The sequence below is a fragment of the Allorhizobium sp. nf9_anc genome (assembly GCF_056323085.1).
Genome location: NZ_CM150481.1, coordinates 2,277,095 through 2,299,343 on the forward strand (window position 1 = coordinate 2,277,095; position 22,249 = coordinate 2,299,343).

At 61.6% G+C, this 22,249-nt stretch carries 22 protein-coding genes; 15 read left to right on the plus strand and 7 right to left on the minus strand.

The window, feature by feature from the left end:
- Positions 1 to 65: 65 nt before the first annotated feature.
- The 3 genes from AC02Y0_RS11015 to AC02Y0_RS11025 are packed head-to-tail and all read left to right on the plus strand — an operon-like array spanning position 66 to position 2,327.
- A complete protein-coding gene (locus AC02Y0_RS11015) occupies positions 66 to 929 on the plus strand; it encodes a 23S rRNA (adenine(2030)-N(6))-methyltransferase RlmJ (RefSeq protein ID WP_476383883.1) in 864 nt (287 codons plus the stop codon).
- A gap of 12 nt (positions 930 to 941) precedes the next feature.
- Positions 942 to 1,700 (plus strand): ribonuclease T2 family protein, encoded by a 759-nt coding sequence (locus AC02Y0_RS11020; RefSeq protein ID WP_476383885.1) that lies wholly within the window; start codon positions 942 to 944, stop codon positions 1,698 to 1,700.
- Positions 1,701 to 1,730: 30 nt separating this feature from the next.
- The gene (locus tag AC02Y0_RS11025; RefSeq protein WP_476383887.1) at positions 1,731 to 2,327 is read left to right on the plus strand and encodes a glutathione S-transferase family protein; all 597 of its coding nucleotides are present in this window, start codon (positions 1,731 to 1,733) and stop codon (positions 2,325 to 2,327) included.
- A gap of 80 nt (positions 2,328 to 2,407) precedes the next feature.
- Here the strand turns inward: AC02Y0_RS11025 and AC02Y0_RS11030 are convergent, their stop codons facing one another.
- Positions 2,408 to 3,052, minus strand: a complete 645-nt coding sequence (locus AC02Y0_RS11030; RefSeq protein WP_476383889.1) for an outer membrane protein — start codon at positions 3,050 to 3,052, stop codon at positions 2,408 to 2,410.
- Between the two features lie 366 nt (positions 3,053 to 3,418).
- Between AC02Y0_RS11030 and AC02Y0_RS11035 the strand changes: the two genes are divergently transcribed.
- The 5 genes from AC02Y0_RS11035 (at position 3,419) to AC02Y0_RS11055 (ending at position 7,656) form a co-directional block, all read left to right on the plus strand.
- The gene (locus tag AC02Y0_RS11035; protein ID WP_476383891.1) at positions 3,419 to 4,177 is read left to right on the plus strand and encodes an SDR family oxidoreductase; all 759 of its coding nucleotides are present in this window, start codon (positions 3,419 to 3,421) and stop codon (positions 4,175 to 4,177) included.
- Positions 4,174 to 6,201 (plus strand): excinuclease ABC subunit UvrC, encoded by a 2,028-nt coding sequence (gene uvrC / locus AC02Y0_RS11040; protein ID WP_476383893.1) that lies wholly within the window; start codon positions 4,174 to 4,176, stop codon positions 6,199 to 6,201. Before AC02Y0_RS11035 ends, uvrC begins: the two co-directional genes overlap by 4 nt.
- A gap of 118 nt (positions 6,202 to 6,319) precedes the next feature.
- Positions 6,320 to 6,901 (plus strand): CDP-diacylglycerol--glycerol-3-phosphate 3-phosphatidyltransferase, encoded by a 582-nt coding sequence (pgsA, locus tag AC02Y0_RS11045; RefSeq protein WP_476383895.1) that lies wholly within the window; start codon positions 6,320 to 6,322, stop codon positions 6,899 to 6,901.
- A 1-nt stretch (position 6,902) separates the two neighbouring features.
- Positions 6,903 to 7,157 carry a molybdopterin converting factor subunit 1 gene (gene moaD, locus AC02Y0_RS11050; RefSeq protein WP_476383897.1) on the plus strand — a complete coding sequence of 85 codons (255 nt, stop codon included), beginning with the start codon at positions 6,903 to 6,905 and terminating at the stop codon, positions 7,155 to 7,157.
- Positions 7,158 to 7,182: 25 nt separating this feature from the next.
- Positions 7,183 to 7,656, plus strand: a complete 474-nt coding sequence (locus tag AC02Y0_RS11055; RefSeq protein ID WP_476383899.1) for a molybdenum cofactor biosynthesis protein MoaE — start codon at positions 7,183 to 7,185, stop codon at positions 7,654 to 7,656.
- Here the strand turns inward: AC02Y0_RS11055 and AC02Y0_RS11060 are convergent.
- Complete coding sequence (locus AC02Y0_RS11060) at positions 7,646 to 8,542, minus strand: branched-chain amino acid ABC transporter permease (RefSeq protein ID WP_476383901.1); 897 nt, start codon at positions 8,540 to 8,542, stop codon at positions 7,646 to 7,648. The genes AC02Y0_RS11055 and AC02Y0_RS11060 overlap by 11 nt on opposite strands.
- 59 nt (positions 8,543 to 8,601) lie before the next feature.
- On the opposite strand from AC02Y0_RS11060, the gene AC02Y0_RS11065 reads away from it, so the two are divergent.
- Both AC02Y0_RS11065 and AC02Y0_RS11070 read left to right on the plus strand, forming a co-directional pair.
- Positions 8,602 to 9,150, plus strand: coding sequence for a CGNR zinc finger domain-containing protein (locus AC02Y0_RS11065; protein WP_476383903.1), 549 nt, complete (start codon positions 8,602 to 8,604; stop codon positions 9,148 to 9,150).
- Positions 9,147 to 9,659, plus strand: coding sequence for a hypothetical protein (locus AC02Y0_RS11070; RefSeq protein ID WP_476383905.1), 513 nt, complete (start codon positions 9,147 to 9,149; stop codon positions 9,657 to 9,659). Before AC02Y0_RS11065 ends, AC02Y0_RS11070 begins: the two co-directional genes overlap by 4 nt.
- A gap of 104 nt (positions 9,660 to 9,763) precedes the next feature.
- On the opposite strand, the gene ndk is transcribed toward AC02Y0_RS11070, so the two are convergent.
- Positions 9,764 to 10,186, minus strand: a complete 423-nt coding sequence (ndk, locus tag AC02Y0_RS11075) for a nucleoside-diphosphate kinase (protein WP_102021392.1) — start codon at positions 10,184 to 10,186, stop codon at positions 9,764 to 9,766.
- A gap of 117 nt (positions 10,187 to 10,303) precedes the next feature.
- Complete coding sequence (locus AC02Y0_RS11080) at positions 10,304 to 10,987, minus strand: glutathione S-transferase family protein (protein ID WP_476383907.1); 684 nt, start codon at positions 10,985 to 10,987, stop codon at positions 10,304 to 10,306.
- Positions 10,988 to 11,121: 134 nt separating this feature from the next.
- Between AC02Y0_RS11080 and AC02Y0_RS11085 the strand changes: the two genes are divergently transcribed.
- On the plus strand, positions 11,122 to 11,628 hold the full coding sequence (locus AC02Y0_RS11085) for a DinB family protein (RefSeq protein WP_476383909.1): 507 nt from the start codon (positions 11,122 to 11,124) through the stop codon (positions 11,626 to 11,628).
- A gap of 106 nt (positions 11,629 to 11,734) precedes the next feature.
- Here the strand turns inward: AC02Y0_RS11085 and AC02Y0_RS11090 are convergent, their stop codons facing one another.
- Both AC02Y0_RS11090 and AC02Y0_RS11095 read right to left on the minus strand, forming a co-directional pair.
- Positions 11,735 to 13,327 (minus strand): methyl-accepting chemotaxis protein, encoded by a 1,593-nt coding sequence (locus tag AC02Y0_RS11090; protein ID WP_476383911.1) that lies wholly within the window; start codon positions 13,325 to 13,327, stop codon positions 11,735 to 11,737.
- Positions 13,324 to 13,623 carry a hypothetical protein gene (locus tag AC02Y0_RS11095; protein WP_054150523.1) on the minus strand — a complete coding sequence of 100 codons (300 nt, stop codon included), beginning with the start codon at positions 13,621 to 13,623 and terminating at the stop codon, positions 13,324 to 13,326. Before AC02Y0_RS11095 ends, AC02Y0_RS11090 begins: the two co-directional genes overlap by 4 nt.
- Before the next feature lie 289 nt (positions 13,624 to 13,912).
- Here AC02Y0_RS11095 and AC02Y0_RS11100 point away from each other — a divergent pair, with 289 nt between their 5' ends.
- From AC02Y0_RS11100 to AC02Y0_RS11115, 4 genes are all read left to right on the plus strand, one after another.
- Positions 13,913 to 14,935 carry a diguanylate cyclase domain-containing protein gene (locus AC02Y0_RS11100; RefSeq protein WP_476383913.1) on the plus strand — a complete coding sequence of 341 codons (1,023 nt, stop codon included), beginning with the start codon at positions 13,913 to 13,915 and terminating at the stop codon, positions 14,933 to 14,935.
- A 64-nt stretch (positions 14,936 to 14,999) separates the two neighbouring features.
- Positions 15,000 to 16,889, plus strand: a complete 1,890-nt coding sequence (gene abc-f / locus AC02Y0_RS11105; RefSeq protein WP_476378902.1) for a ribosomal protection-like ABC-F family protein — start codon at positions 15,000 to 15,002, stop codon at positions 16,887 to 16,889.
- A 442-nt stretch (positions 16,890 to 17,331) separates the two neighbouring features.
- Positions 17,332 to 19,284, plus strand: a complete 1,953-nt coding sequence (locus AC02Y0_RS11110) for a HAMP domain-containing methyl-accepting chemotaxis protein (protein WP_476378904.1) — start codon at positions 17,332 to 17,334, stop codon at positions 19,282 to 19,284.
- A gap of 407 nt (positions 19,285 to 19,691) precedes the next feature.
- Positions 19,692 to 21,755 carry a prolyl oligopeptidase family serine peptidase gene (locus AC02Y0_RS11115; RefSeq protein ID WP_476378906.1) on the plus strand — a complete coding sequence of 688 codons (2,064 nt, stop codon included), beginning with the start codon at positions 19,692 to 19,694 and terminating at the stop codon, positions 21,753 to 21,755.
- A gap of 35 nt (positions 21,756 to 21,790) precedes the next feature.
- On the opposite strand, the gene AC02Y0_RS11120 is transcribed toward AC02Y0_RS11115, so the two are convergent.
- Positions 21,791 to 22,240: a DNA polymerase III subunit chi gene (locus AC02Y0_RS11120; protein ID WP_476378908.1), complete on the minus strand. Its 450-nt coding sequence runs from the start codon at positions 22,238 to 22,240 to the stop codon at positions 21,791 to 21,793.
- Between the last annotated feature and the right edge of the window lie 9 nt (positions 22,241 to 22,249).

The following is a 22,249-nucleotide window of genomic DNA, read 5'->3' on the forward strand; positions in this document are numbered from 1 at the left end:
TAGGCCATGGCCGGAACGCTCAAAAGCCCCATTCGAACAAATCATCGACGCCATCGGAACCGCACATGAATTATCGCCATATCTATCACGCGGGCAATTTTGCCGATGTCTTGAAGCATCTCGTGCTGTCGCGGCTGATCATCTACCTGCAGCAGAAGGACAAGGCCTTCCGCGTACTCGATACCCATGCCGGGATCGGCCTCTACGACCTCTCGTCGGACGAAGCGCAGAAAACAGGCGAATGGCTTGAGGGCATCGGCAAGGTGATCGATGCGGAGCTGCCGGAAAAGGTGGTCGAGATCATGGCGCCCTATCTGGATGCGGTGAAGGCGCTCAACCCGGATCGCCAGGCAGGCGGACCGCTGACACGTTATCCCGGCTCGCCGAAACTCGCACGCGATCTCTTCCGCCCGCAGGATCGCCTCTCGGCGATGGAGCTGCATCCCGAGGATTCGCGCGCCCTCTCTCGTCTGTTCGAGGGCGATTTCCAGGTGCGCGTGACCGAGCTCGACGGCTGGCTGACGCTGAATGCGCATCTGCCGCCGAAGGAAAAGCGCGGCATCGTGCTGGTCGATCCGCCCTTCGAGAAAGAGGGTGAATACGAGCGACTGGTGGACGGTCTCGCCAAGGCGCATCGACGGTTTGCCAATGGGGTCTACTGCCTCTGGTATCCGATCAAGAAGGGCGCACCGATCAAGGAATTCCATGAGGCGCTGCAGGCGCTTGATATCCCCAAGATGCTGTGTGCCGAACTGCATGTGAAGAGCGACCGCGAGCAGACGGGCTTGTCCGGCACCGGCCTCATCGTCGTCAATCCGCCCTTCACGCTGAAGGACGAGATGCATCTTGCCCTTCCCGAGCTGAAGCGGTTGATGGCACAGGACCGCTACGCATCGCATCGCTGCTTCTGGCTGCGCGGCGAAGACTGAGCGGAGGCCGCAGTGGGACGCTATACCGGCTTCATCGCCTTCGGCCTCATGCTTGCGGCGGCTGCCGTCTACAGCTTCCTGCCTGACGATCCGCCTGGTGATCGCCCCGCATCCACGGCCTCCTCGCCGGGATCCTCCACGGAACCGAAAGCAGACCCGGCACAATCACCAACCCGGCCAGCCTCGGATATCCCGCAAGGTCGCGGCTTCGATTTCTATGTGCTCGCCCTCTCCTGGTCGCCGACCTTCTGCGACAGCGAGGCTGCAGGTCGCAATCGCGAGCAGTGCGGCGGGGACAAAGACTTCAGCTGGGTAGTCCACGGCCTCTGGCCACAGAACGACAAGGGCTGGCCGGAGAATTGTCCGACATCGGAGGGCACCCGTGTGCCCGAGCGGATCGGACGCACGGTCATGGACATCATGCCGAGCATGAGCCTCATCGGGCATCAGTGGCGCAAGCACGGCTCCTGCTCCGGGCTTTCCATGATCGACTACTTCAAGCTGGTCCGCCAAGCCCATGATAGCATTCAAATTCCGGCCGAACTCTCCGACGTCGAAAGCGAAAGCCGCACATCGCCGCAGGCGGTTGAAGCAGCCTTCATCCGCAGCAATCCGGGCCTTGCCCGCTCGGCAGTGGCGGTGACCTGTGATAGGGAGAGAGTCGATGAAGTCAGGATCTGTCTCGACAAGTCGCTGGGCTTCAGGAATTGCCCGGAGGTCGACAGCCGATCCTGCCGCCGGTCCGAAATCACCATTCCGCCCGTGCGCTGACCCCGCAAACAAGAGCCACAGGAAACCATCATGAAGCTGCTCTTCGCGCCCGCCTCACCCTATTCCTCCAAAGTCCGCATGGCGGCCCGCCATCTCGGCATCGAACTGGAAGAGATCCGGGTGAACACGGCGGCCCCCCCCCCGGAACTGCTGGATGCCAATCCGCTTGGCAAGATCCCGACGCTGGTGACTGACGACGGCACCACCATTTTCGACAGCCGCGCCATCATGCACTATCTGCACCGGATCGGCGACAGGCGCCTCTATCCGAAGAAGGACGAAAAGCGGACCGAGGCTGAGGTTCTGGAGGCGCTCGCCGACGGCATCAGCGACTGCCTGCTGGCCATCGTCTATGAAAAGCGCTTCCGTCCGCCGGAACTCGTTAGCCAGGACGCCATCGACCGGCAGTGGGCGAAGATAAACCGCAGCCTCGATTATCTCGACAAGAACCTGCCGAAGGTCGGCAAGAAGCTGCATGGCGGCCATTTCGCGCTTGCCGCAACGCTCGGCTATCTGATGCTGCGTTTCCCTGGCGACTGGGAGAACGGTCGCGCGGCACTCACCGAATGGCCGGCCAAGTTTGCGAAAGCCTTCGAGCCCTACCCTGCCCTTCGGCCCAAGGCCTGAGCCGCTTTCTCTTTCTTATCTCCAAACACAGAAAAGCCGGGACGATGCCCGGCTTTTCGTTATGCGGTTGATCGCGTGGATCAGAACTTCACGCCCATGCCGACCTTGACGGAGTGGTCGTCGAAGCCCTTGGAGATCGCACCAGTGCCGAGATCGAAGTCGCGCTTCTGGTAGTCGCTGTAGCGGTATTCGACGCGAGCGGTGATGTTGTCGGTGACGAAGGTTTCGACACCGGCGCCGACCGTGTAACCGGCAGCCAGCTTCTCGTCGTTCGTGCCATTGCCTTCCAGCTCGTGGTTGGCGACAGCCACACCGGCCGTACCGTAGACGAGGAAGGGGTTCAGGTCGTAACCGACGCGACCACGGATCGAGCCGTTGACGCCCTGGGTGCCCTTGAGGCCAGCGCCAGCAGAGCCGTCTTCGCCGTTGTAGCTGATGTCGGCTTCACCACCGTATACGATGGAGCCGCTCTGCATGTTGTAACCGCCGTAGACGGTGCCGCCTAGGTTGTCGGCATCGCGGCCATCGGTCGAGCCGGTGAACTTGCCCATGTCATAGGTGATACCACCGCCGACATATGCACCCGACCAGTTGCCGGCCGGTGCAGAGAAGGATTCGGCTGCAGCCGGGGCTTCCGGTGCCTGATAGATCGCGTCAGCAGCCTGGGCGGCAAAAGCGACGACGGTGGTGGCGGATGCCAGAAGCATGATCTTGAGGGTACGCATGTTAGTCTCCTTTCGGTTCCCGGCCGCGCTTCACTAAGAACCAACGGCGGCCTGAACGTTAGTGGGTATTACCTGTCCGTTCCGAATGTACATTTGGCGGGCAATTGAGGAAATGAAAGAGCCGAAATGTGAATTCATTGTGGCACAGCAGTGACCAAATCGGGACGTTGCTTAAAAGACACAAACGATTCGTTAACCATAACAAATAGTTTACGCGAAACGACGAGTTCCGCGTCAAGATATACTAAAATTATACATAATAGACACCAAGAAGAAGTCCGATAAGGATTCACTTTTTGCCTGTTTAAATATCGCGAGGGAGCCATATATGCAGCGCAACAGCACAGGCAGAACAAGGTAAGACCGATGCAAAACAGCATCCCGAAGGTGGCATTGGTCACCGGATCCGCAAAACGACTTGGCCGCGCCATCGCCGAAGACTTGGCCGCGCATGGATTTGCCGTCGCATTGCATGCGAACGCATCTCTCGAGGCGGCTGAAGCCGTGGCGGCGGGCTTGAGGTCAGAGGGAAAGAAGGCAATCGCGCTCAAGGCCGATCTTGGTAACATTTCCGAGACCGCATCCTTGATCTCGCGGACGGAAGCCGAATTCGGCACCGTCGGGCTGCTGGTCAACAATGCCTCCGTCTTCGAAGATGACACGGCTGTCGATTTCGATGCCGAAATCTTCGCGCGGCATTTCGATGTGCATGTCCGCGCACCCGCGATCCTGAGCGGCGCTCTCGTCAAGGCACTGCCGGAGGATCGCGCCGGCCTCATCGTCAACATCATCGACCAGCGGGTGCTGTCGCTGAAGCCCAGCTTCTTTTCCTACACGCTGTCGAAATCGACCATGTGGACGGCGACGAGAACACTCGCGCAGGCCTTTGCACCGCGTGTTCGGGTCAATGCAATCGGCCCCGGCCCCACCCTGATCTCGGAGCGGCAGCGGCCGGAGGACTTTCAGGCGCAGATCGAGAGCCTTCCGCTCAAGCGCGGCCCCTCGCTGGACGAATTCGGGCGCACGATCCGCTTTCTTTTTGACACGCCGTCGATCACCGGCCAAATGATCGCCTTGGATGGGGGGCAGCATCTGATTTGGAACGGCACGGAGATCAATGAATGAATGGAGGAAAGCTGCCCGATGGCGGCATTCTCTATGACGGCACGGAAGAGGATGACGACGAGAGCGTGGTCGAGGTGGAAGCCTCCCGTCCCGGCGTCGAGATCGACTGGCATGTCGACGGGCTCGATGAAACGGGCCTGACCGGCGCCGACCTGATTGCCGAATTCGTCAAGCGTCTGCCGAACGCGCCGGGTGTCTACCGGATGCTGAACAAGGACGGCGAGGTCATGTATGTCGGCAAGGCGCGCAGCCTGAAGAAGCGCGTCAGCAACTATGCGCAGGGCCGCGTACATTCGAACCGCCTTTCGCGCATGGTGCGCGACACCGTGCACATGGAATTCGTCACGACCCGCACCGAGGTCGAGGCGCTGCTGCTCGAAGCCAACCTGATCAAGCGCCTGCGTCCGCGCTTCAACGTGTTGTTGCGCGACGACAAGAGCTTTCCCTATATCCTGATCACCGGGGACAGCCGGTCTCCCGCGATCTACAAGCATCGTGGCGCGCGTGCCCGCAAGGGCGACTATTTCGGCCCCTTTGCCTCGGCGAGCGCCGTTGGCCGGACGATCAACTCGCTGCAGCGGGCTTTCCTGCTGCGCACCTGCACCGACAGCGTCTTCGAAAGCCGCACGCGGCCCTGTCTGCTCTATCAAATCAAGCGCTGTTCGGGTCCATGCACCCATGAGATCAGCGACGAGGGCTATTCCGGCCTTGTGCGCGAAGCCAAGGACTTCCTCTCCGGCAAGAGCCAGAACGTCAAGGAAGCCATGGCCCGCGCCATGAACGAGGCAGCCGAAGACCTCGACTTCGAGCGCGCCGCCGTGTTTCGCGATCGTCTTGCAGGGCTCAGCCACGTTCAGAGCCACCAGGGCATCAACCCGGCAGGTGTCGAGGAAGCCGACGTCTTCGCGATCCATCACGAGGGCGGACTTTCCTGCATCCAGGTCTTCTTCTTCCGCGCCAGCCAGAACTGGGGCAACCAGGCCTATTTCCCCAAGGCCGACCCGCAGCTCAGCGCAGCGGAGGTGCTCAACTCCTTCCTCGCCCAGTTTTATGACGACAAGCCCGTTCCGCGGCTGATCCTTCTGTCGGAAGAGGTCGAGGAGCAGGACCTGCTTGCCACGGCGCTTTCTGAAAAGGCCGGGCACAAGGTTGCAATCAGCGTGCCGCAGCGCGGGGAAAAGAAGGATCTCGTCGATCACGTGAATTCCAATGCGCGCGAAGCGCATGGCCGGAAGCTCGCCGAGACTGCCTCGCAATCGCGCCTGCTGGCAGGGCTCGCCGAGACCTTCCAGCTGCCTTATGTGCCGCGCCGCATCGAGATCTACGACAACTCGCACATCATGGGCACCAATGCCGTCGGCGGCATGGTGGTCGCGGGGCCGGAAGGCTTCGTGAAGGGCCAGTATCGCAAGTTCAACATCAAATCGACCGACATCACGCCGGGGGACGACTTCGGCATGATGCGCGAAGTGATGACGCGGCGGTTCTCACGCCTGCTGAAGGAAGAGGGAAAGCCGGATCGCAGTGCGCCTCCGGAGGACAACGCGGATGCCGGCTTCCCCGCCTGGCCGGACGTGATCCTCATCGACGGTGGCCAGGGCCAGATGACGGCGGTGCGCAAGATCCTCGACGAACTCGACATCACCGACAGCGTGATTGCGATCGGCGTCGCCAAGGGCGTCGACCGCGATGCAGGCCGCGAGCGCTTCTTCGTGCAGGGCAAGCCGGACTTCACGCTGCCGCCGCGCGATCCGGTGCTCTACTTCATCCAGCGAATGCGCGACGAGGCCCACCGGTTTGCGATCGGCTCCCATCGGGCGCGGCGCAAGAAGGAAATGGTCAAGAACCCGCTCGACGAGATCGCCGGTATCGGCCCGACGCGCAAGCGGGCGCTTCTCCAGCACTTCGGAACTGCGAAGGCCGTTTCACGCGCTGCGATCAGCGACCTGATGGCCGTCGAGGGCATTTCGGAGGCCGTGGCGCGGCTGATCTACAACCATTTCCACGAAAACAGTGGCGAGTGACGCGAAAAGACGAACCGATCGCCGCAAGCGTGATAAAATCCATTCAGAATTCTTGAGTTGACGGTTTCCGCCGAAAGACATCATCTACCGACGCATCCAGACACAAAGACAGGGCATCATGGCTTCGCGCGCATACAACATTCCCAATCTCCTGACCTACGCCCGCATCATCGCCGTGCCGCTCATCGTCGTGTGCTTCTTCATCGAGGGCAAACTGCAGAGTTCCGATTTCGCCCGCTGGACGGGTCTTGCGATCTTCATCGTCGCCTCGATCACCGACTATCTCGACGGCTACCTGGCCCGCATCTGGAACCAGACCTCGAATATCGGCAAGATGCTCGACCCGATTGCCGACAAGCTGCTGATTGCCTCCGTTCTTCTGCTGATGGCAGCCGATGGCACGATTGCCGGCTGGTCGATCTGGGCAGCCATCACCATTCTCTGCCGCGAAATCCTCGTTTCAGGCCTGCGCGAATATCTGGCGGCGCTGAAGGTTTCCGTGCCTGTGACCCAGATCGCCAAGTGGAAGACCACGGCGCAGATGTTCGCGCTCGCGTTCCTTCTGGCTGGTCCTGCCGGTGACAAGGTTCTGCCTTACACGACCGAGGCCGGCATCACGCTTCTCTGGATCGCCGCCATCCTGACCATTTATACCGGCTACGACTATTTCCGCGCCGGCGCGAAGCACATGGTGGACTGAGATGGCGAAGATCGTCTACTTCGCCTGGGTCCGCGAGCGGATCGGCAAGGGTGAAGAAGAACTGGACATTCCAGCCGAGGTGAAGACAGCAGGTGATCTCGTGACCTGGCTTGCCACCCTCGGCGAGGGATACGAGGAGGCGCTTCGTTTCCCGAAGGCGATCCGTGTCGCGGTCAATCAGGAGCATGTGGAGCACCACGAATCTATCGCTGGCGCTCGCGAGATCGGCATCTTTCCGCCGATGACCGGGGGCTGAGAGGCCCGCCGCCGGAGTTCAGACCATGACGGCCAAGCCCACACCCACCATCCGCGTTCAGCGGGATGATTTCGACGCGGCGGCTGAAGCGCAGGTTTTGACGCGTGGGCGGAAGGATGTCGGCGCGCTCGTCTCCTTCGTCGGCCTGTGCCGCGACGAGGCCGGCACGCTGGCGGCCCTCGAACTCGAGCACTATCCCGGCATGGCCGAGGCCGAGATGACGCGGATCTCCGACCTTGCGGTCGAGCGTTTCTCTTTGCTTGGCATCACCGCTATCCATCGCTTTGGACGGATCGAGGCGGGGGAACAGATCGTTCTCGTCATTGCCGCCGCACCCCATCGGCAGGCGGCTTTCGACGGGGCAAATTTCGTCATGGACTTCCTTAAGACCTCCGCCCCCTTCTGGAAGAAGGAGCACGGCCAGGATGGGTCGAGCGGTGGGTGGGTCGCGGCCAAGGACGCCGACGACAGTGCGCGGGATCGGTGGATCACGGAATGATGCGTTCGCGGCGGCTGAGCACCAGCAGCCAGACGAGCGCCGATATGATCACCGCATCACGCCAGACCATCGGACCGTAGGCGCCCCAGAACTGCTCGGCAAAGGCGACAGCCGCGGCACCGAGTGCCGAATGCAGCGGACGTGAATAGCCGCCAACGGCGGCGATCAGCACCACCTTGAGCCCGAACATCAGACCGGCACCAAAATCCATGGTGCCGTAGAGCGCGGTTGCGGAGAGACCGCCCAAGGAAGCGCAAACTGCCGCCGTCATCAGTAAAAGTACGAAGATCCGGTCCGCATCGACGCCGATGAGGCGCGCGGCCAGAGTGTCCTGGCAGACCGCCTGCCAGAGGCGCCCTGCCCGGCTCGCCGTGAGCAGCCAATGGCCGCCCACAACCAGCCCCGCCATCAGGGCGATATGCAGGACCTGCAGTCTGTTGAGGCCGATTGGCACTCCATCGACCATGAGCAATGTCACCATTTGCTGACCCATCGGCGGCAGCCAGAGGCTGCGGGTGTCGAGCGCCAGACGAGCGCCCTCCGACAGAAGCAGCACGACGCCGAGCGCAGCCACGATCACCGCGTTGGGCGAGCGGGTATGCAGCGGGAGCATCACATAACGCGCGTTCCAGACCCCTGTGAGCAGGGTGTAGGCGAGCCCGGAGACAAGGCCGAGGCCGAGCGCTGCCGGGAGGACGAGATAGAGGCGGTTCCAGCCATAATCGGTGAACAACAGGCAGATCTGCCCCGCAAAGGCGACTAGCGCACCGAAGGTGATGTCCGGCCGTTTCGTCACCCCGAAGGCGAGTGCGTAGCCGAATGCCAGGCAGGCGTAGAGGCTCGCCATCGGCAATGCGTTCAGGAGTTGTTGCAGCAGGTAGGCCATCGGTCCCTCTCTGCACATTTATAACTGTCAAAATTGCTTTTACCAGTTATATTGAATCCATGACCTTCTCCTGGACCCCTCACCGTTTCGCCGGTGGTGCGCTGGCGCTCGATGTCGCCAACAGCGTCATCCTTCGGCATGAACCAGATGGACGCTGCGACCGCTTCGCCGTGCCAGAGCAGTTGGCCGCTTTTCCCGAAGCAGCGTCGCGGCTCTCTGCGGAGCGGGAGAGATTTGGGGAGCTGCGACCGGTCGCTCCGGAAAACGAGGCGCTGTTCCTACATTTGCGCGAGGCAATCGACGGCTATTTCCGCCACCGTATTGTCGGGGATGACAGTCGCACACAACTTGCTGACCTCTTGGAGGCCTGTGCCACCGCCCTGCGGACCGCCATCAGCGATGACAGCCTGGAGGCCGCGACCGCCCATTCGGCGCTTGGGCTTATCTGTGAGCCACAACCCGAGCGCATGAAGATCTGCGGCAATTGCGGCTGGCTGTTCATGGACCGCAGCAAGAACCGCAGTCGAACCTGGTGCGACATGGCCGTCTGCGGCAACCGGGTGAAGGCCAATCGTCACTATCGGAAAAAGAAGGAGGTCTCGCCATGAAGGCGGTCTCGATCTGTGCTGCCCTGATCGTGGGGCTCGCGAGTTTGGCGGGCTGCCAGCGTGAAGACCTGGACGAGCCCCTCAAGCTCTCCGGCAAGGTGTTCATCTTCAACTACCGTGTGGCGCAGGCAAGCTATGTCGTGACGCTTGCCCGCAACGGGCCGCTGCCCGATCCGAGCTTTGTCGAGACCACATTCGAGAACCCTGCCGGCGGCGCGCCCCTCGTCACGCGCGCAAAGATATTCCCCTTCTGGGAGAAGGTGTCGCTGGAAAGCCCGCCCGTGCACTGCGTCGTCAAGGACCGACCCTATGCGGTCTCGATCCGCATCCTCGACGGATCGGACAAAGTGCTGCAGACCATCGAGACGACGCTGACATCAAGCCTCGACCAGACGATCATGCCCGGAAAGGCGCTGGTGGTTGGGCCGGTCTACACGCCCAATCCCGATGTCTATGGCGCCGATGGGACGGTGGATTATGCGCAGGAAGAGACATGTCCGGCCGCCTGAAGCGCCACCGCGACACGGGGCTTCACGCAACGAAAAACCGGAGCCTTTCGGCCCCGGTTCATCAATTCTTCCAATGTCTTGAGGCTTGAGCCTCAGGACTTGATTCAGCCGACGATTTCGGTGTCTGCGAACCAGTACTTGATTTCTTCGGCAGCGGTTTCCGGAGCGTCCGAACCGTGAACCGAGTTTTCGCCGATCGAGAGGGCGAACATCTTGCGGATCGTGCCTTCGTCGGCATTGGCCGGGTTGGTGGCGCCCATGATTTCGCGGTTCTTCAGGATGGCGTTTTCGCCTTCGAGAACCTGGACGACGGTCGGGCCAGAGGTCATGCCTTCAACCAGTTCGCCGAAGAAGGGGCGTTCCTTGTGAACGGCGTAGAAGCCTTCGGCTTCGCGCTGGCTCATCCATACGCGCTTGGAAGCGACGACGCGCAGGCCGTTGTCTTCGAAGACCTTGGTGATCGCACCGGTCAGGTTGCGCTTGGTGGCATCGGGCTTGATCATCGAGAAGGTGCGTTCAATCGCCATCTGTCTCATCCTTTTGTCTGTCAGGGAAAGTGGGCGGTATCTACCCGCCCCGAATCACGAAGACAAGAGGGGTCCACGAATTTCACGCCGACGTCATAATCGGGCTTTGGCGCAGCCTTACGCGACGGCCCGGGCAACGCCCTGGTGGAGCTCGAGGCAGCGATCGAACCAGCGGCTGACCGGATCCTCCTCCGGCAGGTGCAGCGCGCCCGTGGTGATCTTCAGCCACTGCAACGCACCGAACAGGATGTAATCGCCAAACAGCGGCTTTTCGCCACCGACAAAGGGCTGGAACGACAGCATGTGGCGCAGCGGCTGGAGGGCTGCCGGCAGCGCTGCGATCGCCGCCTCCCGTCCCGCCGCCATCTCTTCGAAGCTGCGTCCGAGCCGCTCTTCCCGGCTCTTGCGGAAATAGGCCTGGTCGGCGGGGGCCAGCATGTCGTGGATGTCGATCAGCGCAATACGAGTGATCGCGCCATGGACGACGTGCTGGGCATAGCCTTCCACCAGCCGCGCGGCCGCCTCGCCGCCCGGACCGCCGAAGAGGCTCGGCGCATCCGGATAGGCTTCTTCGAGATATTGCGCGATCCGGAAGCTGTCGGAGACTAGTTCCTGTCCATCCCGAAGGACCGGAACGGTCTTGGAAGCTCCATTCTCCACCGTCGGGATCGCCGTGAAAGCCAGCGGGCGTTCCTCGAAAACGAGGCCCTTGTGATGCAGCGCCATCACAACCTTCCAGCAATGCGGTGAAAAAGGGCGGGCCGCGTCGGTGCCGCAGAGGGAATAGAGGGTGATCGTCATTGGCGTCTCCTGATGTCTCGCCAGACAACCGCATCACGGAGCTTGATGCAAATCAGCAATTTTCATGGAACCCATCAGCCCCTTTGTTCTCAAATCTGTCTAGTCTGGGCGACGATCGCAATCAGGAGAACGAGATGCAGAACTACCAGATGCTCGCCGAGTACAATGCCTGGGCCAACCGGCTTCTCTACGCCGCCGTTGGAGAACTCTCTGCCGAAGAGCTGGAGCGGGACACCGGCGCCTTCTTCGGTTCGGTCTTCGCGACCCTCAGCCACATCCTCACCGCCGACCGCGTCTGGCTCAACCGTTTCACCGGTGAAGGCCCGAAACCAGTAGCGCTTAATGAGCGCCCCTATGAGCGGTTCGACGATCTGCGTGCCGCGCGGATGGAAGAGGACGACCGCCTCATCCGCTTTACCCGCAGCCTTACACCTGACGCGATCGAGCAGCCGTTCACCTATTCGCCGGTCAGCTCACCCGAGATCGTGACCCAGAAGCTCTGGCCTGCCCTCACGCATGTCTTCAATCACCAGACCCATCACCGCGGACAGGTGCATGCGGGGCTGACCGGAATGGGCAAACCAAGCCTCAGCCTCGACCTCATCTACTTCGTCCGCGGCGAAGGAAAGGCCTGGCTGTGAGTAGTGGCATTGCCCTTTCTTAAGCTGAGGGCTGATGGATCAAAAAAAGAGGCCGCGATCATCGCGGCCTCTTCTGTTTGGAGCTTGCCCTGGCGCTTGCCCGCTGTCAGGCGGCCCGTCGGGTCGCGTTGCCTGTCTTCGAACCGACCTGAAACTGGGCCATCAGCTGATCGAGTGTCGTTGCCTCCTGCACGAGTTGCTGAATGGCAGCGCTTGATTCTTCGACCATCGCCGCGTTCTGCTGGGTATCCCGATCGATCTGGCCAATGGCTGAATCGATTTCGGCAAGCCCCTGTGCCTGGCTCTTGGCACCATCGATGATCTTGCAGATCTCCCGGCTGATCGCCTGAACCTCGGTCGAAATCGTGCTCAGGGCCTCGCCTGCCTGGTCGACCAGCGAGACACCGTGGCGAACTTCTTCGCCTGAGGTGTTGATCAGGGCCTTGATCTCCTTCGCTGCATTGGCGGAGCGCTGCGCAAGTTCGCGGACTTCCTGGGCCACGACCGCGAAGCCCTTGCCGGCCTCACCGGCACGGGCAGCCTCGACGCCAGCGTTGAGCGCCAGCAGGTTTGTCTGGAAGGCAATCTCGTCGATGACCCCGATGATGTTGGAGATCGACTGTGACGACTGCTCGATGCGGCTCATGGCGGAGACGGCATCGGTGACGATGGTTCCGGAGCGCTCGGCACCGGTTCTCGCCTGATTGACCAGCTTGCCGACCGAGTCTGCGACGGAGGCCGTGTCCTTGACCGTCGACATGACACTGGACAAGGCACTGGCGGTTTCCTCGACCGAGACGGCCTGACGTTCGCTTCGGGCGGAGAGGTCGTTGTTGGCCTGACCGATCTGACCCGTGCCGTTCCGCAGGACCGAGGCAACCTGCCCCACCTGGGACACGACGACTTCGAGCTTCTGGACAGACGCGTTGAAGGAGGTCCGCAATTCATCGAGGGGGCCGGAGAAGGCAGTATCGATGCGGCAGGACAGGTCGCCATCTGCGAGCTTCTGCAAGGACTTTGCGAGTTCGGCCACGGCAAAATCAACGGCGTCGGCTTCCCGCGCCTTTTCTGCCTCCCGCTTACGACGTTCAGCATCGGCGGCAGCATCCGTGCGTCTGGCGTGATCGGCCATCTCAACGGCCTCACGCTCGGCGGCAACGGCTTCGGCCACGGACTTGTCTGAGACATCGAAAGCCTTGACGACCGCCGAGGTCAGGGCGATCAGGACGATGCTCTGCACGATCAGCACCACCGCATGCAGAACGACGCGCGAGAAGTCGGAATCCCCCGGGAAGACCGCAAGGGGCATCGCGACATAGAGCAGCAGATGGTGGACCGCGACGAGCGCGGCGTAACCGATGATGGCACGCCAGTCGATCCAGGCGGCGCAGATCGCAAGGCTTGCGAAGAAGTACATATGCAGGTCGATCTGCAGCGGCGAACCCTGGAATGCGAAGACCAGGATGGCCACGGTTGCCGCGTTGGCCATTGAGGTGACCATGCGGGTGGTCGCGCCGGTGCGATCCTGTGCCCATAGCAAGGTGGCCGGCACCAGCAGGACGAGGGTCGCCAGGATCATCATCCAGTCGGGCCCCTCCTCGCGCACGAGGTTGCGGATCAAGATCAAGGCAAAGTTGATCCAGAGCAGTCCGACGATGCCGTAGGAGACCCTGTCTCTGAGCTTCTTCAGTTCATTCATGTGTTCATTCCTTGCAGGCAACCAAGTGCCAGATCATGGTTGATGACGAGCAAAGCGCCCGCATCGAGTAGCCGCTCCGGAAAATCCGGAGCCTGCGAATAAGCGACCGACATCCAGGGGACGCTTCCAGCCCAGACGAAAGCGCCGTCTGCCCGGTCGATGACGGCCATCGAACCCGCCGCATGGGCAGCCGGTGAAGTTACGACGAGGACGAAGGGGCCGGACGGCCTTGCCGCTATGACAGCGACAACGGCGACCGCCAGCGAGAAGTAGACAGCGGGAATAAGGGACTTCATGGTGCCTACGGATGTTCGCCGGTCGAGTGCTCAAGACGCTTTTGACCGGCATGCTCTGAGAACATGATTTAAAACATATACATCTCTAAATAATAATTAACTGAAGGGCAGAAGCCCCTCATTCCTCAGGGGATTTCCGATTTGACAAAAGGCAAGGGAAAGCCCCTGAAGCGCGTCTCTGCCTTAACCGTTTCGTATGTGATGCTGTGTTACGAGACCTGAACTCCGCGGTAATAGTTCCGGCTTGCCGCAGATAAACGCAACTCATCGCATGATCAGGACGGTTTTGATGAGCGGACTTCCAGACGATCTCCAGAAGATCACAGTCTTCATGATGAAGCATCAGATCGCAGGGCTCCCCCGCAACTTCGAACTTGTCCACGAAGCCTTTACCGGCGGCAATTCCGATCTTGCGCGCGAGCTTGCAGCCCTTGGTTCCCGCCCGACGCAATCGGCGCTCGACCAGCTCGGCCTCAAGCACCGCCTTGCCGGCCATTGCGGAGTCTCGGCCGAGCGCCTGCAGGATGAAACGCTGAAGACGCTGACGCGGCTCAGCGACCAGCTGTCACTCGGATTGACACAAAAGCGGGCCTTCACGAACTCGGTGGAGGGCGTCATCCGCTCGATCCGCGAGGATGTCAGTGTCGGTATCGACCAGTTGCTCGGCGAACTGGATCTGCTCTCCTCGATTGCGAGAGACATGATCAAGGCGGAAACCGCGCTGTCCTCCGATGTGGCCGAGGGGCTGGACAGCCTGAATGCCGCAGACCGTGCAATCCGTGCGGCGCAGGCTGCTATGAAGCGCGATCATCTGACCGGGCTTGCGAACCGCATCAGCCTCTTCCAGACATTGGAGGAGGTCCATTCGGCCGCCTCGGCGGCCAAGCCGAGCGCGCTCGTACTGATCGAAATTCTCGACCTTCCCGGTCTGCAGCACCAGTATCGCGACGAGGCCGTGAGCAAACTCATCAAGGGACTGGCCGGCATCTTCCGCAAGGCGATCAAGAAGCACGACTTCATCGCCCGCATCGAGGCTGATACCTTCGCCTTCGTCTTCGATGGCATCAATGCCGACGAGGCACACATCATCGCCGAACGCCTTTTCACGACGGCGGAAAACAATCTCGTCTTCGCGTCCGAGACCTCGCCGGGTATCGGCGGACTGCCGCTCGCGATCGGTCACGCCATGGCGCACGAAGCTGCGGATCCGACGAGCTGGCTCGCCATTGCCAAGACCGCCACGATTTTGGCGCGGCAAAACCCGCGCCAGCCGATCATCGGCTACAAGCCTGGGCAGCGCCAGGTCGCCTGACAGACCCGACGGGGCACCCTCGCCCGCTTGCCTTTGGCCGTGACATCGGCCAAAAGCCAGAACCATGATCACGATCAACGATATCTCCGCCCGCATCGCAGGCCGCCTGCTCATCGACCACGCCAGCGTCGCGCTGCCGGCCGGCACCAAGGCTGGCCTTGTCGGCAAGAATGGCGCGGGCAAATCCACGCTGTTTCGCATCATCACCGGCGATCTGGCCTCCGAAAGCGGCAATATCTCGATCCCGAAGAATGCGCGCATCGGCCAGGTGGCGCAGGAAGCGCCGGGAACGGAAGACTCGCTGATCTCCATCGTGCTGGCCGCAGACAAGGAACGGGCAGCCCTGCTCGCAGAGGCAGAGACTGCAACCGATCCGCACCGGATTGCTGAGATCCAGACGCGGCTTGCCGATATCGGCGCGCATTCGGCGGAAGCACGTGCCGCGACGATCCTGTCGGGCCTCGGCTTCGACCACGAGGCGCAGCTGCGCCCCGCCTCCTCGTTTTCCGGCGGCTGGCGCATGCGCGTGGCGCTCGCCTCCGTGCTGTTTGCCGAACCGGACCTGCTGTTGCTCGACGAGCCGACCAACTATCTCGACCTTGAAGGCACGCTGTGGCTCGAGGACTATGTGCGGCGTTATCCGCATACGGTCATCATCATCAGCCACGACCGGGATCTTCTGAACACCGCCGTCAACTCGATCATTCATCTCGACCAGCAGAAGCTCACGCTCTATCGCGGCGGCTATGATAGCTTCGAGCGGCAGAAGGCCGAGAACGACGAATTGCAGATGAAGGCCAAGGCGAAGAACGACGCCGCCCGCAAGCATCTGCAAAGCTTCATCGATCGCTTCCGCGCCAAGGCAACCAAGGCCAAGCAGGCGCAGAGCCGCATCAAGGCGCTGGAGCGCATGGGCACGGTCGCCGCCGTCATCGAGGACCATGTTCATCCGATCACCTTCCCCAAGCCCGAAAAGCAGCCCGCCTCCCCGATCGTTGCGATCTCTAGCGGTGTCGTTGGCTACGAGCCAGGCAAGGCGATCCTGAAGAACCTCAACCTGCGCATCGACAATGACGACCGCATCGCGCTGCTCGGTTCGAACGGTAACGGCAAGTCGACCTTCGCCAAGTTCATCTCCGGCCGACTGGAAGCCCAGGGCGGCCAGCTCAAGACCGCGTCGAGCCTGAAGATCGGCTTCTTCGCCCAGCACCAGCTCGACGACCTGATCCCGAACGAGAGCCCGGTTGCGCATGTGCGCCGGCTGATGCCGCTGGAGCCGGAAGCCAAGGTGCGTGCCCGCGTCGCGCAGATGGGGCTTGCGACCGAAAAAATGGAGACGGCCGCCAAGGATCTCTCGGGTGGCGAAAAGGCGCGTCTGCTGATGGGGCTTGCGGCTTTTCACGCGCCGAACCTGCTGATCCTCGACGAACCGACGAACCACCTCGATATCGACAGCCGCAAGGCGCTGATCGAGGCGCTCAACGACTACGAAGGCGCCGTTATCCTGATCAGCCATGACCGCCACCTGATCGAGGCAACCGTTGACCGCTTGTGGCTCGTTAACAACGGCACCGTCACCAGCTTCGACGGCGATATGGAAGAGTATCGCTCGCTCATCATCGCCTCGGGCAAGAAGCCGGTCGAGAAAGACAAGGGCGACAACGGTGCCGATACGGTCAACAAGGCCGAACAGCGCAAGGCTGCGGCCGACAAGCGCGCAAGTCTTGCGCCACTCAAGAAAAAGATCAACGAAGTCGAGGCTTTGACGAAGAAGCTGGAGACTTTGATTCAGGCGCTCGACAAGGAGTTGGCCGATCCGGCTCTCTACGAAAAGGCGCCAGCCAAGGCGGCTGAAAAGGCCAAGCAGCGTGGCGAAGCCGCTGCGAAACTATCCGCTGCGGAAGAGCAGTGGCTGGAGCTTTCCGCCGAGTATGAAGAGGGCATGGCCGGCTGACCCGCCGGCCTTGCCCTTTCTACAACCTGAAGCAGTTTAATCCTCCACACGACGCAGCCACCTCGCAGTCGGCCAAATTTGGTTATCCTCCATAGCGATCCCATGGTTCTCGCTGATATTTTAAATCAGAAAATCGTGATATTGCGCAACTCGGGCGCGAATTTTAGTAAACTTTTAAATCCCTGACCACATCATTTCCGCGAGTTAGGTCAGCCTACTTCAATCCACAGTGCATTTCGTCCACATCGTTGCCCTTCCGGCGCGATGCCTGAGCGCAAGCCGCTTTTCTCAACCCCGACAGCATGCTGTTGCAGGGCACGGCGAAGCTTTGCGCGGATCGAGATGCATGCCTGATGAGCGCCTCGGTGATGCAACCGGGGCTTCCCCTCCCCGCGAGGCCTGCCATGACGGCACGGTCCCGGAGTGAACGGAAAGCTGCGGAATGTCGACGAAACCCTTGTCCATCAAAGCCTCGCTGCTCGGGGCCTTCATGCTTCTGCTTGCCCTTCTCGTCGTCCAGGGAGGCTTTGCCCTCTGGTCGATGAACGGTGTCTTTTCCAATGTCCAACGGCTGGCCCAAGGCTCGGTGCCGGTTGTCGACATCACCAATCGCCTGAATATTTCCATTGCCAATCTGCGGGCTCTGCAGACGCGGCACATTCTGAGCTCGACCCCGGAGACGCTTGCGTCCGCCGACGCGGCGGTGGCCAAAGAAGTCGACAAACTGAAGGACCGCATGGCGCGCTATGAAGCCATGATCACGCTTCCTGAGGAAAGGCCCGCTTTCGAAGGGTTCAAGGCCAGTGCCGAGCGCTATCTCGCGGCCGGCGAACGCATGATCGAGCTTTCGCGCCTCGGCGACAAGACCGCAGCCGCCGCATTGCTGACGGGAGAAATGGTCGTCGCCTATGACGAGATGGACGGTTATGCAGACACTTTCCGCGATGCCAATGTCGATGCGGCTGCCGCGATGTTCGAAGAAAGCGCCAGCAACTTCCGTCTGTCGCTTCTCAGCAATGCCGGTGTTCTGGTCGTTGGCGCATTGGCGGGCATTGCCGCCATGCTCTTCGTCGCCCGCGACGTGACGAAGCCGATCGAGCGCATGACCCGCGTCATGGGACGCCTCGCACGTGACGATTTCGATGTCGAGATCGCCTATCTCGCCCGCCAGAACGAAATCGGCGACATGGCCCGCGCCGTGGACGTCTTCAAGCAGAACGGTTTGCGGGTGCGGGAGATGAACGCCCAGGAACACCGGATGAAGCAGCGTTGCGACGAGTTGCAGGAAAGCATTGGCCAGGTCTGTGCTGCAGCTATCGCCGGCGACTTTACCCAGCGGATCGACCGGGACTTCGAGTTTCCCGATCTCAATGCCTTCGCGACCTCGATGAACGAACTCGTCCGGTCGATCGATGCGGGGCTTGCCGAGACGCGCCGGGTCATCGCCGGCCTTTCCGAAGGCGATCTGACCGATGCCATGCGCGGCGAGTTCAACGGCGCTTTTGCGGAACTCCAGGGCAATGTGAACGGCACCATGCAGGTGCTCAGGACCGTCGTGGCTGAGGTTCGCACGTCGATCGATCAGATCCGCTCGGGATCGGGCGAGCTTCGCTTCGCATCCGACGATCTCGCCAAACGGACCGAGCAACAGGCAGCAGCACTCGAAGAGACCTCGTCGGCGCTCGAAGAGATCACGGCTGCCGTCCGCCAGTCGACAGACACGGCCCTTCAGGCCACCCGCATGGTCGACGAAGCGCGCCGGAGCACGGAAGAATCGAGTTCCGTCGTGGGCGATGCCGTGGCTGCCATGGGCCGGATCGAGCAGGCATCCGGCGAGATCGGCCAGATCATCAATGTGATCGACGAAATCGCCTTCCAGACGAACCTTCTGGCGCTCAATGCGGGTGTCGAAGCAGCCCGCGCGGGTGAGGCCGGCAAGGGGTTTGCGGTCGTGGCGCAGGAAGTACGCGAGCTTGCACAGAGGTCAGCAGGAGCGGCGAAAGACATCAAGTCGCTGATTACCAAATCCGGAGAGGAAGTCGGCATTGGCGTGCGGCTGGTCACGGCAACCGGGGATGCGCTTTCGCGCATCCGTGATCACGTGGTGCATATCAACCAGTCCGTCCACCAGATCGCTTCCGCGGCCAAGGAGCAGTCGCACAAGCTGCAGGAGGTCAATACCGCCGTCGGCCAGATGGATCAGTTCACGCAGCGAAACGCCGCAATGGTGGAAGAGACGACGGCGAGCACCAACCGGTTGGCAGACGATGCAGTGAACCTTTCGCGCCTGATCGGGCACTTCAAGATCGATCCGGCCGCCAACAGAGGACGGACATCCATGGCCGTGGCGAATGATGGCGGGGTCCCCTCCAAACGCGCTGCAGCCGGACGCTGATCGACGTCACCATTCACGCGAAGGGCTGCCCATGGCGGCCCTTCGACCTGGTATCTTCAGACAGGTTTCAAACCTTGTTTTCCCAGCACTCCGCCGGTGTCAGCGGCCAGCGGCTCCAGCGCGTGTTCCTCACCTTTAAACCGCTTCCATTTCGACCTGCCGCCCGCTGTTCCGTGTCGTCAATGACGACGCGGGCCGTAGGGCAGGTCATCAGGCGGCTTTCCGCCATCGACGCCTCTTAGCGTTACGGCATGGCGCGCCATCCGGCCTGCCTCAATTTTGGCGACTGCTTTTCCTATGCATGCGCCAAGGCTTGAGGAGAGCCCCTCCACCATATGGGCGAGGACTTCGGTCGCACCGATCTCGCCTGAGCGAATGCAATGATGAAAATGCAAAGGAGCAGCGCCATGGATCTCTTTCTCGAAAAGGATGACGATCCGCAGACGCTGGCCTTCATTTCCGCACGGAACGCACGTTCTGACGCGGCACTGGCGACACCTGAAATGGAGGCCGACGCCGAGGCGCTGCGGTCCATGATGGAGCGCCAGGACAGGCTGATCGTGCCCACGCGGCGCGGCGAGTGGCTGTTCGATTTCAACCGGTCCCGAGACAATCCGCTCGGCGTGTTGCGCCGACTGCCGGCGACAGATGCGCCGCGCGCCGATGCCGCGTGGGATACGGTCTTCGATGTCGATGCTTTCTGTGCGCGCGAAGGAAAACGCTGGATCTTCGGCGGTTGTGTCACCTGCCCTTTCGAACCGACGCGCGTTCTGCTGCGGCTGTCTGACGGTGGCTCTGACCTCACGCGTTTTCTCGAGTTTGATCTTGAAACCAAACGCGTGGTGGACGGCGGCTTCGACACGCCGGCAGTCCGGGCGCAAGCGTCCTGGCTCAGCGCCGACGAGATCGCTTATTTCGGATCGATCGACGCCTTTTCCGCCACGCAGTCCGGCTGGCCAAGGGTTGGACGGCGATTGCGCCGGGGCGAAGCTCCGGCAGAGGCGGAGATCCTTTTCGAAGCCGCACCAACCGACGTGACCGGCTATGGCTTTATCATCGATCCCGAACTCGGCGGGCACACGGGGCCCGACACGCGACAGATCCGGGTGTTCATGGCGAACCACGAGATCGGCAAGCTCAGCCTTCACGTCGAGGACGCCGATGGCGTCGCCCGCCGGTTGCCGCTGCCGCGGGACATCGGCTTTGACATCAACCACAGCCACATCCTCTGGCTCGCCAAGAGCGACGAGCAGGTGGCATCCGGCAGTCTGGTGCTGCAAGCGCTGACACCGTTCGATGCTGAACCGCTGGCGCCTGAGCGGCGCATCCTGGTGGAGCCTCAGCCGGGCCGCGCGGTGCATCACTTCACCCTGCTCCGCCACTGGGCGATCTACACCGTCGATGATCGCCTCTCGCCCGAACTCTATGCACTCGATCTGACACAAGAGGACGCCGTGCCCCAGCGGATCGATTTGCCTGACGGCATCGAGGCGCTCTATTTCACTTCGCTTCATGCCGACCTGCATTTGGGAGACGACACGCTTCATGTCATCGGCTCCGGCTTCCTGGTGCCTCCGACCCGCTACACGCTCGCCCTCTCCGACCGGGACCGCAATCCGACCAGGGAACCGCTTGCCCTGGTGCCGCAGGAAACATCGCCCGCTTTTTTTGACGCTGAGGGAATGACCAGCGAACTTCTGGAAGCGACATCGGAGGATGGCACCAAGGTGCCTTACCATCTGGTGCTGCCGAAGGTGTGGAAGAACGGCGAGCTTCCGGTTCTGATCTACGGTTATGGCGGCTTTGCCGCACCTCTTGCGCCGCACTATTCCGGGACTACGGGCCGCTTTCTGGAACAGGGTGGTGCCTATGTGCAAGCCTACATCCGTGGCGGCTCAGAACTGGGGCCGGATTGGCACACACCGGTGAAGCGTGAAGGCCGCCACAAGGCATACGAAGACTTTGTCGCGATCGCCCGAGATCTGGTGAAGCGCGGCTATACGACTCCGTCGCGCATTGCCTGCACTGGCGCCAGCAATGGCGGCCTGCTCACCGGGGTCATGCTTACGCGTTATCCAGATGATTTCGGCGCCGTCTGGTGCCGGGTTCCGGTGCTCGACATGACCAGGTTCCATCTCTTCCCCGCCGGGCGGGCTTGGATCGACGAATACGGCAACCCGGACGACGAGAAAGACCGCGCGTTCCTCCTCAGCTACTCACCCTTGCATCAGGTGAAGCCGGCAGCGGACCAAGCCTATCCGTCCGTCTATATCGAGAGCTCCAGCAATGATGACCGGGTGCATCCTTCGCATGCGCGGCGCTTTGCGATGCGGTTGGAAGAGGCTGGACACCTTCCCCTCTTCCACGAATATGGCTCCGGCGGTCATGGCGGGGCCGGCAATTCGGCAGAAATGGCGCGGCGAACCGCCATGGGCTACAGTTTCTTGCGCGAGACGATCATGAAAGCCTGATATCGAAAAGGGGCGCCGCTGAACCGGCACCCCAATCAAGCCTTCTTCTCCCAGCGCCCCTCGGGGCTCTGTTGCCAATAGGTCAGGTTATGACCCTGCGCCTTCAGCCGTTTCCATTGCGAGCGGGCGCCCTCTAGCTGCTCCGTGTCGTAGCCATCGAAGACGAAGACGATGCGATCATAGGTCAGGTCCGCCGGCGGCTCGGCTCCATCCACCAGAAAGCGAACGCTCGCCGCATTACGATTCTCCTGTTCGATCGTCAGCAGCACCGGTTGCCGGTCCGGCGACGCCCCCTCATCCGTTCCATGCGGGAGAAAGCTCTCGTCGCGGTATGTCCAGAGATGGGCGTCGAGCGCGTCGCGCCGTTCGGCATCGCGGGTCTGCACCGCGACCTTCCAGCCGCGCTCGACACTCTTCTCCAGCAAAGGCGGCAGAGCGTCTTCCAGCTTCGATTCAGTCAGGTGGTAGAACAGGACTTCGGCCATCCGGCGCTC

Excerpts from the sequence above, each read along its gene's own strand:
- AC02Y0_RS11080 (WP_476383907.1), bottom strand. The coding sequence starts at position 10,987 with ATGACGATCACCCTCTATTCCCTCTGCGGCACCGACGCGGCCCGCCCT.
- AC02Y0_RS11035 (WP_476383891.1), top strand. The coding sequence starts at position 3,419 with ATGCAAAACAGCATCCCGAAGGTGGCATTGGTCACCGGATCCGCAAAA.
- AC02Y0_RS11100 (WP_476383913.1), top strand. The coding sequence starts at position 13,913 with ATGAGCGGACTTCCAGACGATCTCCAGAAGATCACAGTCTTCATGATG.
- AC02Y0_RS11090 (WP_476383911.1), bottom strand. The coding sequence starts at position 13,327 with ATGAATGAACTGAAGAAGCTCAGAGACAGGGTCTCCTACGGCATCGTC.
- abc-f (WP_476378902.1), top strand. The coding sequence starts at position 15,000 with ATGATCACGATCAACGATATCTCCGCCCGCATCGCAGGCCGCCTGCTC.
- AC02Y0_RS11030 (WP_476383889.1), bottom strand. The coding sequence starts at position 3,052 with ATGCGTACCCTCAAGATCATGCTTCTGGCATCCGCCACCACCGTCGTC.
- AC02Y0_RS11015 (WP_476383883.1), top strand. The coding sequence starts at position 66 with ATGAATTATCGCCATATCTATCACGCGGGCAATTTTGCCGATGTCTTG.
- ndk (WP_102021392.1), bottom strand. The coding sequence starts at position 10,186 with ATGGCGATTGAACGCACCTTCTCGATGATCAAGCCCGATGCCACCAAG.
- pgsA (WP_476383895.1), top strand. The coding sequence starts at position 6,320 with ATGGCTTCGCGCGCATACAACATTCCCAATCTCCTGACCTACGCCCGC.
- uvrC (WP_476383893.1), top strand. The coding sequence starts at position 4,174 with ATGAATGGAGGAAAGCTGCCCGATGGCGGCATTCTCTATGACGGCACG.
- AC02Y0_RS11060 (WP_476383901.1), bottom strand. The coding sequence starts at position 8,542 with ATGGCCTACCTGCTGCAACAACTCCTGAACGCATTGCCGATGGCGAGC.
- AC02Y0_RS11070 (WP_476383905.1), top strand. The coding sequence starts at position 9,147 with ATGAAGGCGGTCTCGATCTGTGCTGCCCTGATCGTGGGGCTCGCGAGT.
- AC02Y0_RS11055 (WP_476383899.1), top strand. The coding sequence starts at position 7,183 with ATGACGGCCAAGCCCACACCCACCATCCGCGTTCAGCGGGATGATTTC.
- AC02Y0_RS11025 (WP_476383887.1), top strand. The coding sequence starts at position 1,731 with ATGAAGCTGCTCTTCGCGCCCGCCTCACCCTATTCCTCCAAAGTCCGC.
- AC02Y0_RS11085 (WP_476383909.1), top strand. The coding sequence starts at position 11,122 with ATGCAGAACTACCAGATGCTCGCCGAGTACAATGCCTGGGCCAACCGG.
- AC02Y0_RS11065 (WP_476383903.1), top strand. The coding sequence starts at position 8,602 with ATGACCTTCTCCTGGACCCCTCACCGTTTCGCCGGTGGTGCGCTGGCG.
- AC02Y0_RS11095 (WP_054150523.1), bottom strand. The coding sequence starts at position 13,623 with ATGAAGTCCCTTATTCCCGCTGTCTACTTCTCGCTGGCGGTCGCCGTT.
- AC02Y0_RS11110 (WP_476378904.1), top strand. The coding sequence starts at position 17,332 with ATGTCGACGAAACCCTTGTCCATCAAAGCCTCGCTGCTCGGGGCCTTC.
- AC02Y0_RS11120 (WP_476378908.1), bottom strand. The coding sequence starts at position 22,240 with ATGGCCGAAGTCCTGTTCTACCACCTGACTGAATCGAAGCTGGAAGAC.
- AC02Y0_RS11115 (WP_476378906.1), top strand. The coding sequence starts at position 19,692 with ATGGATCTCTTTCTCGAAAAGGATGACGATCCGCAGACGCTGGCCTTC.
- moaD (WP_476383897.1), top strand. The coding sequence starts at position 6,903 with ATGGCGAAGATCGTCTACTTCGCCTGGGTCCGCGAGCGGATCGGCAAG.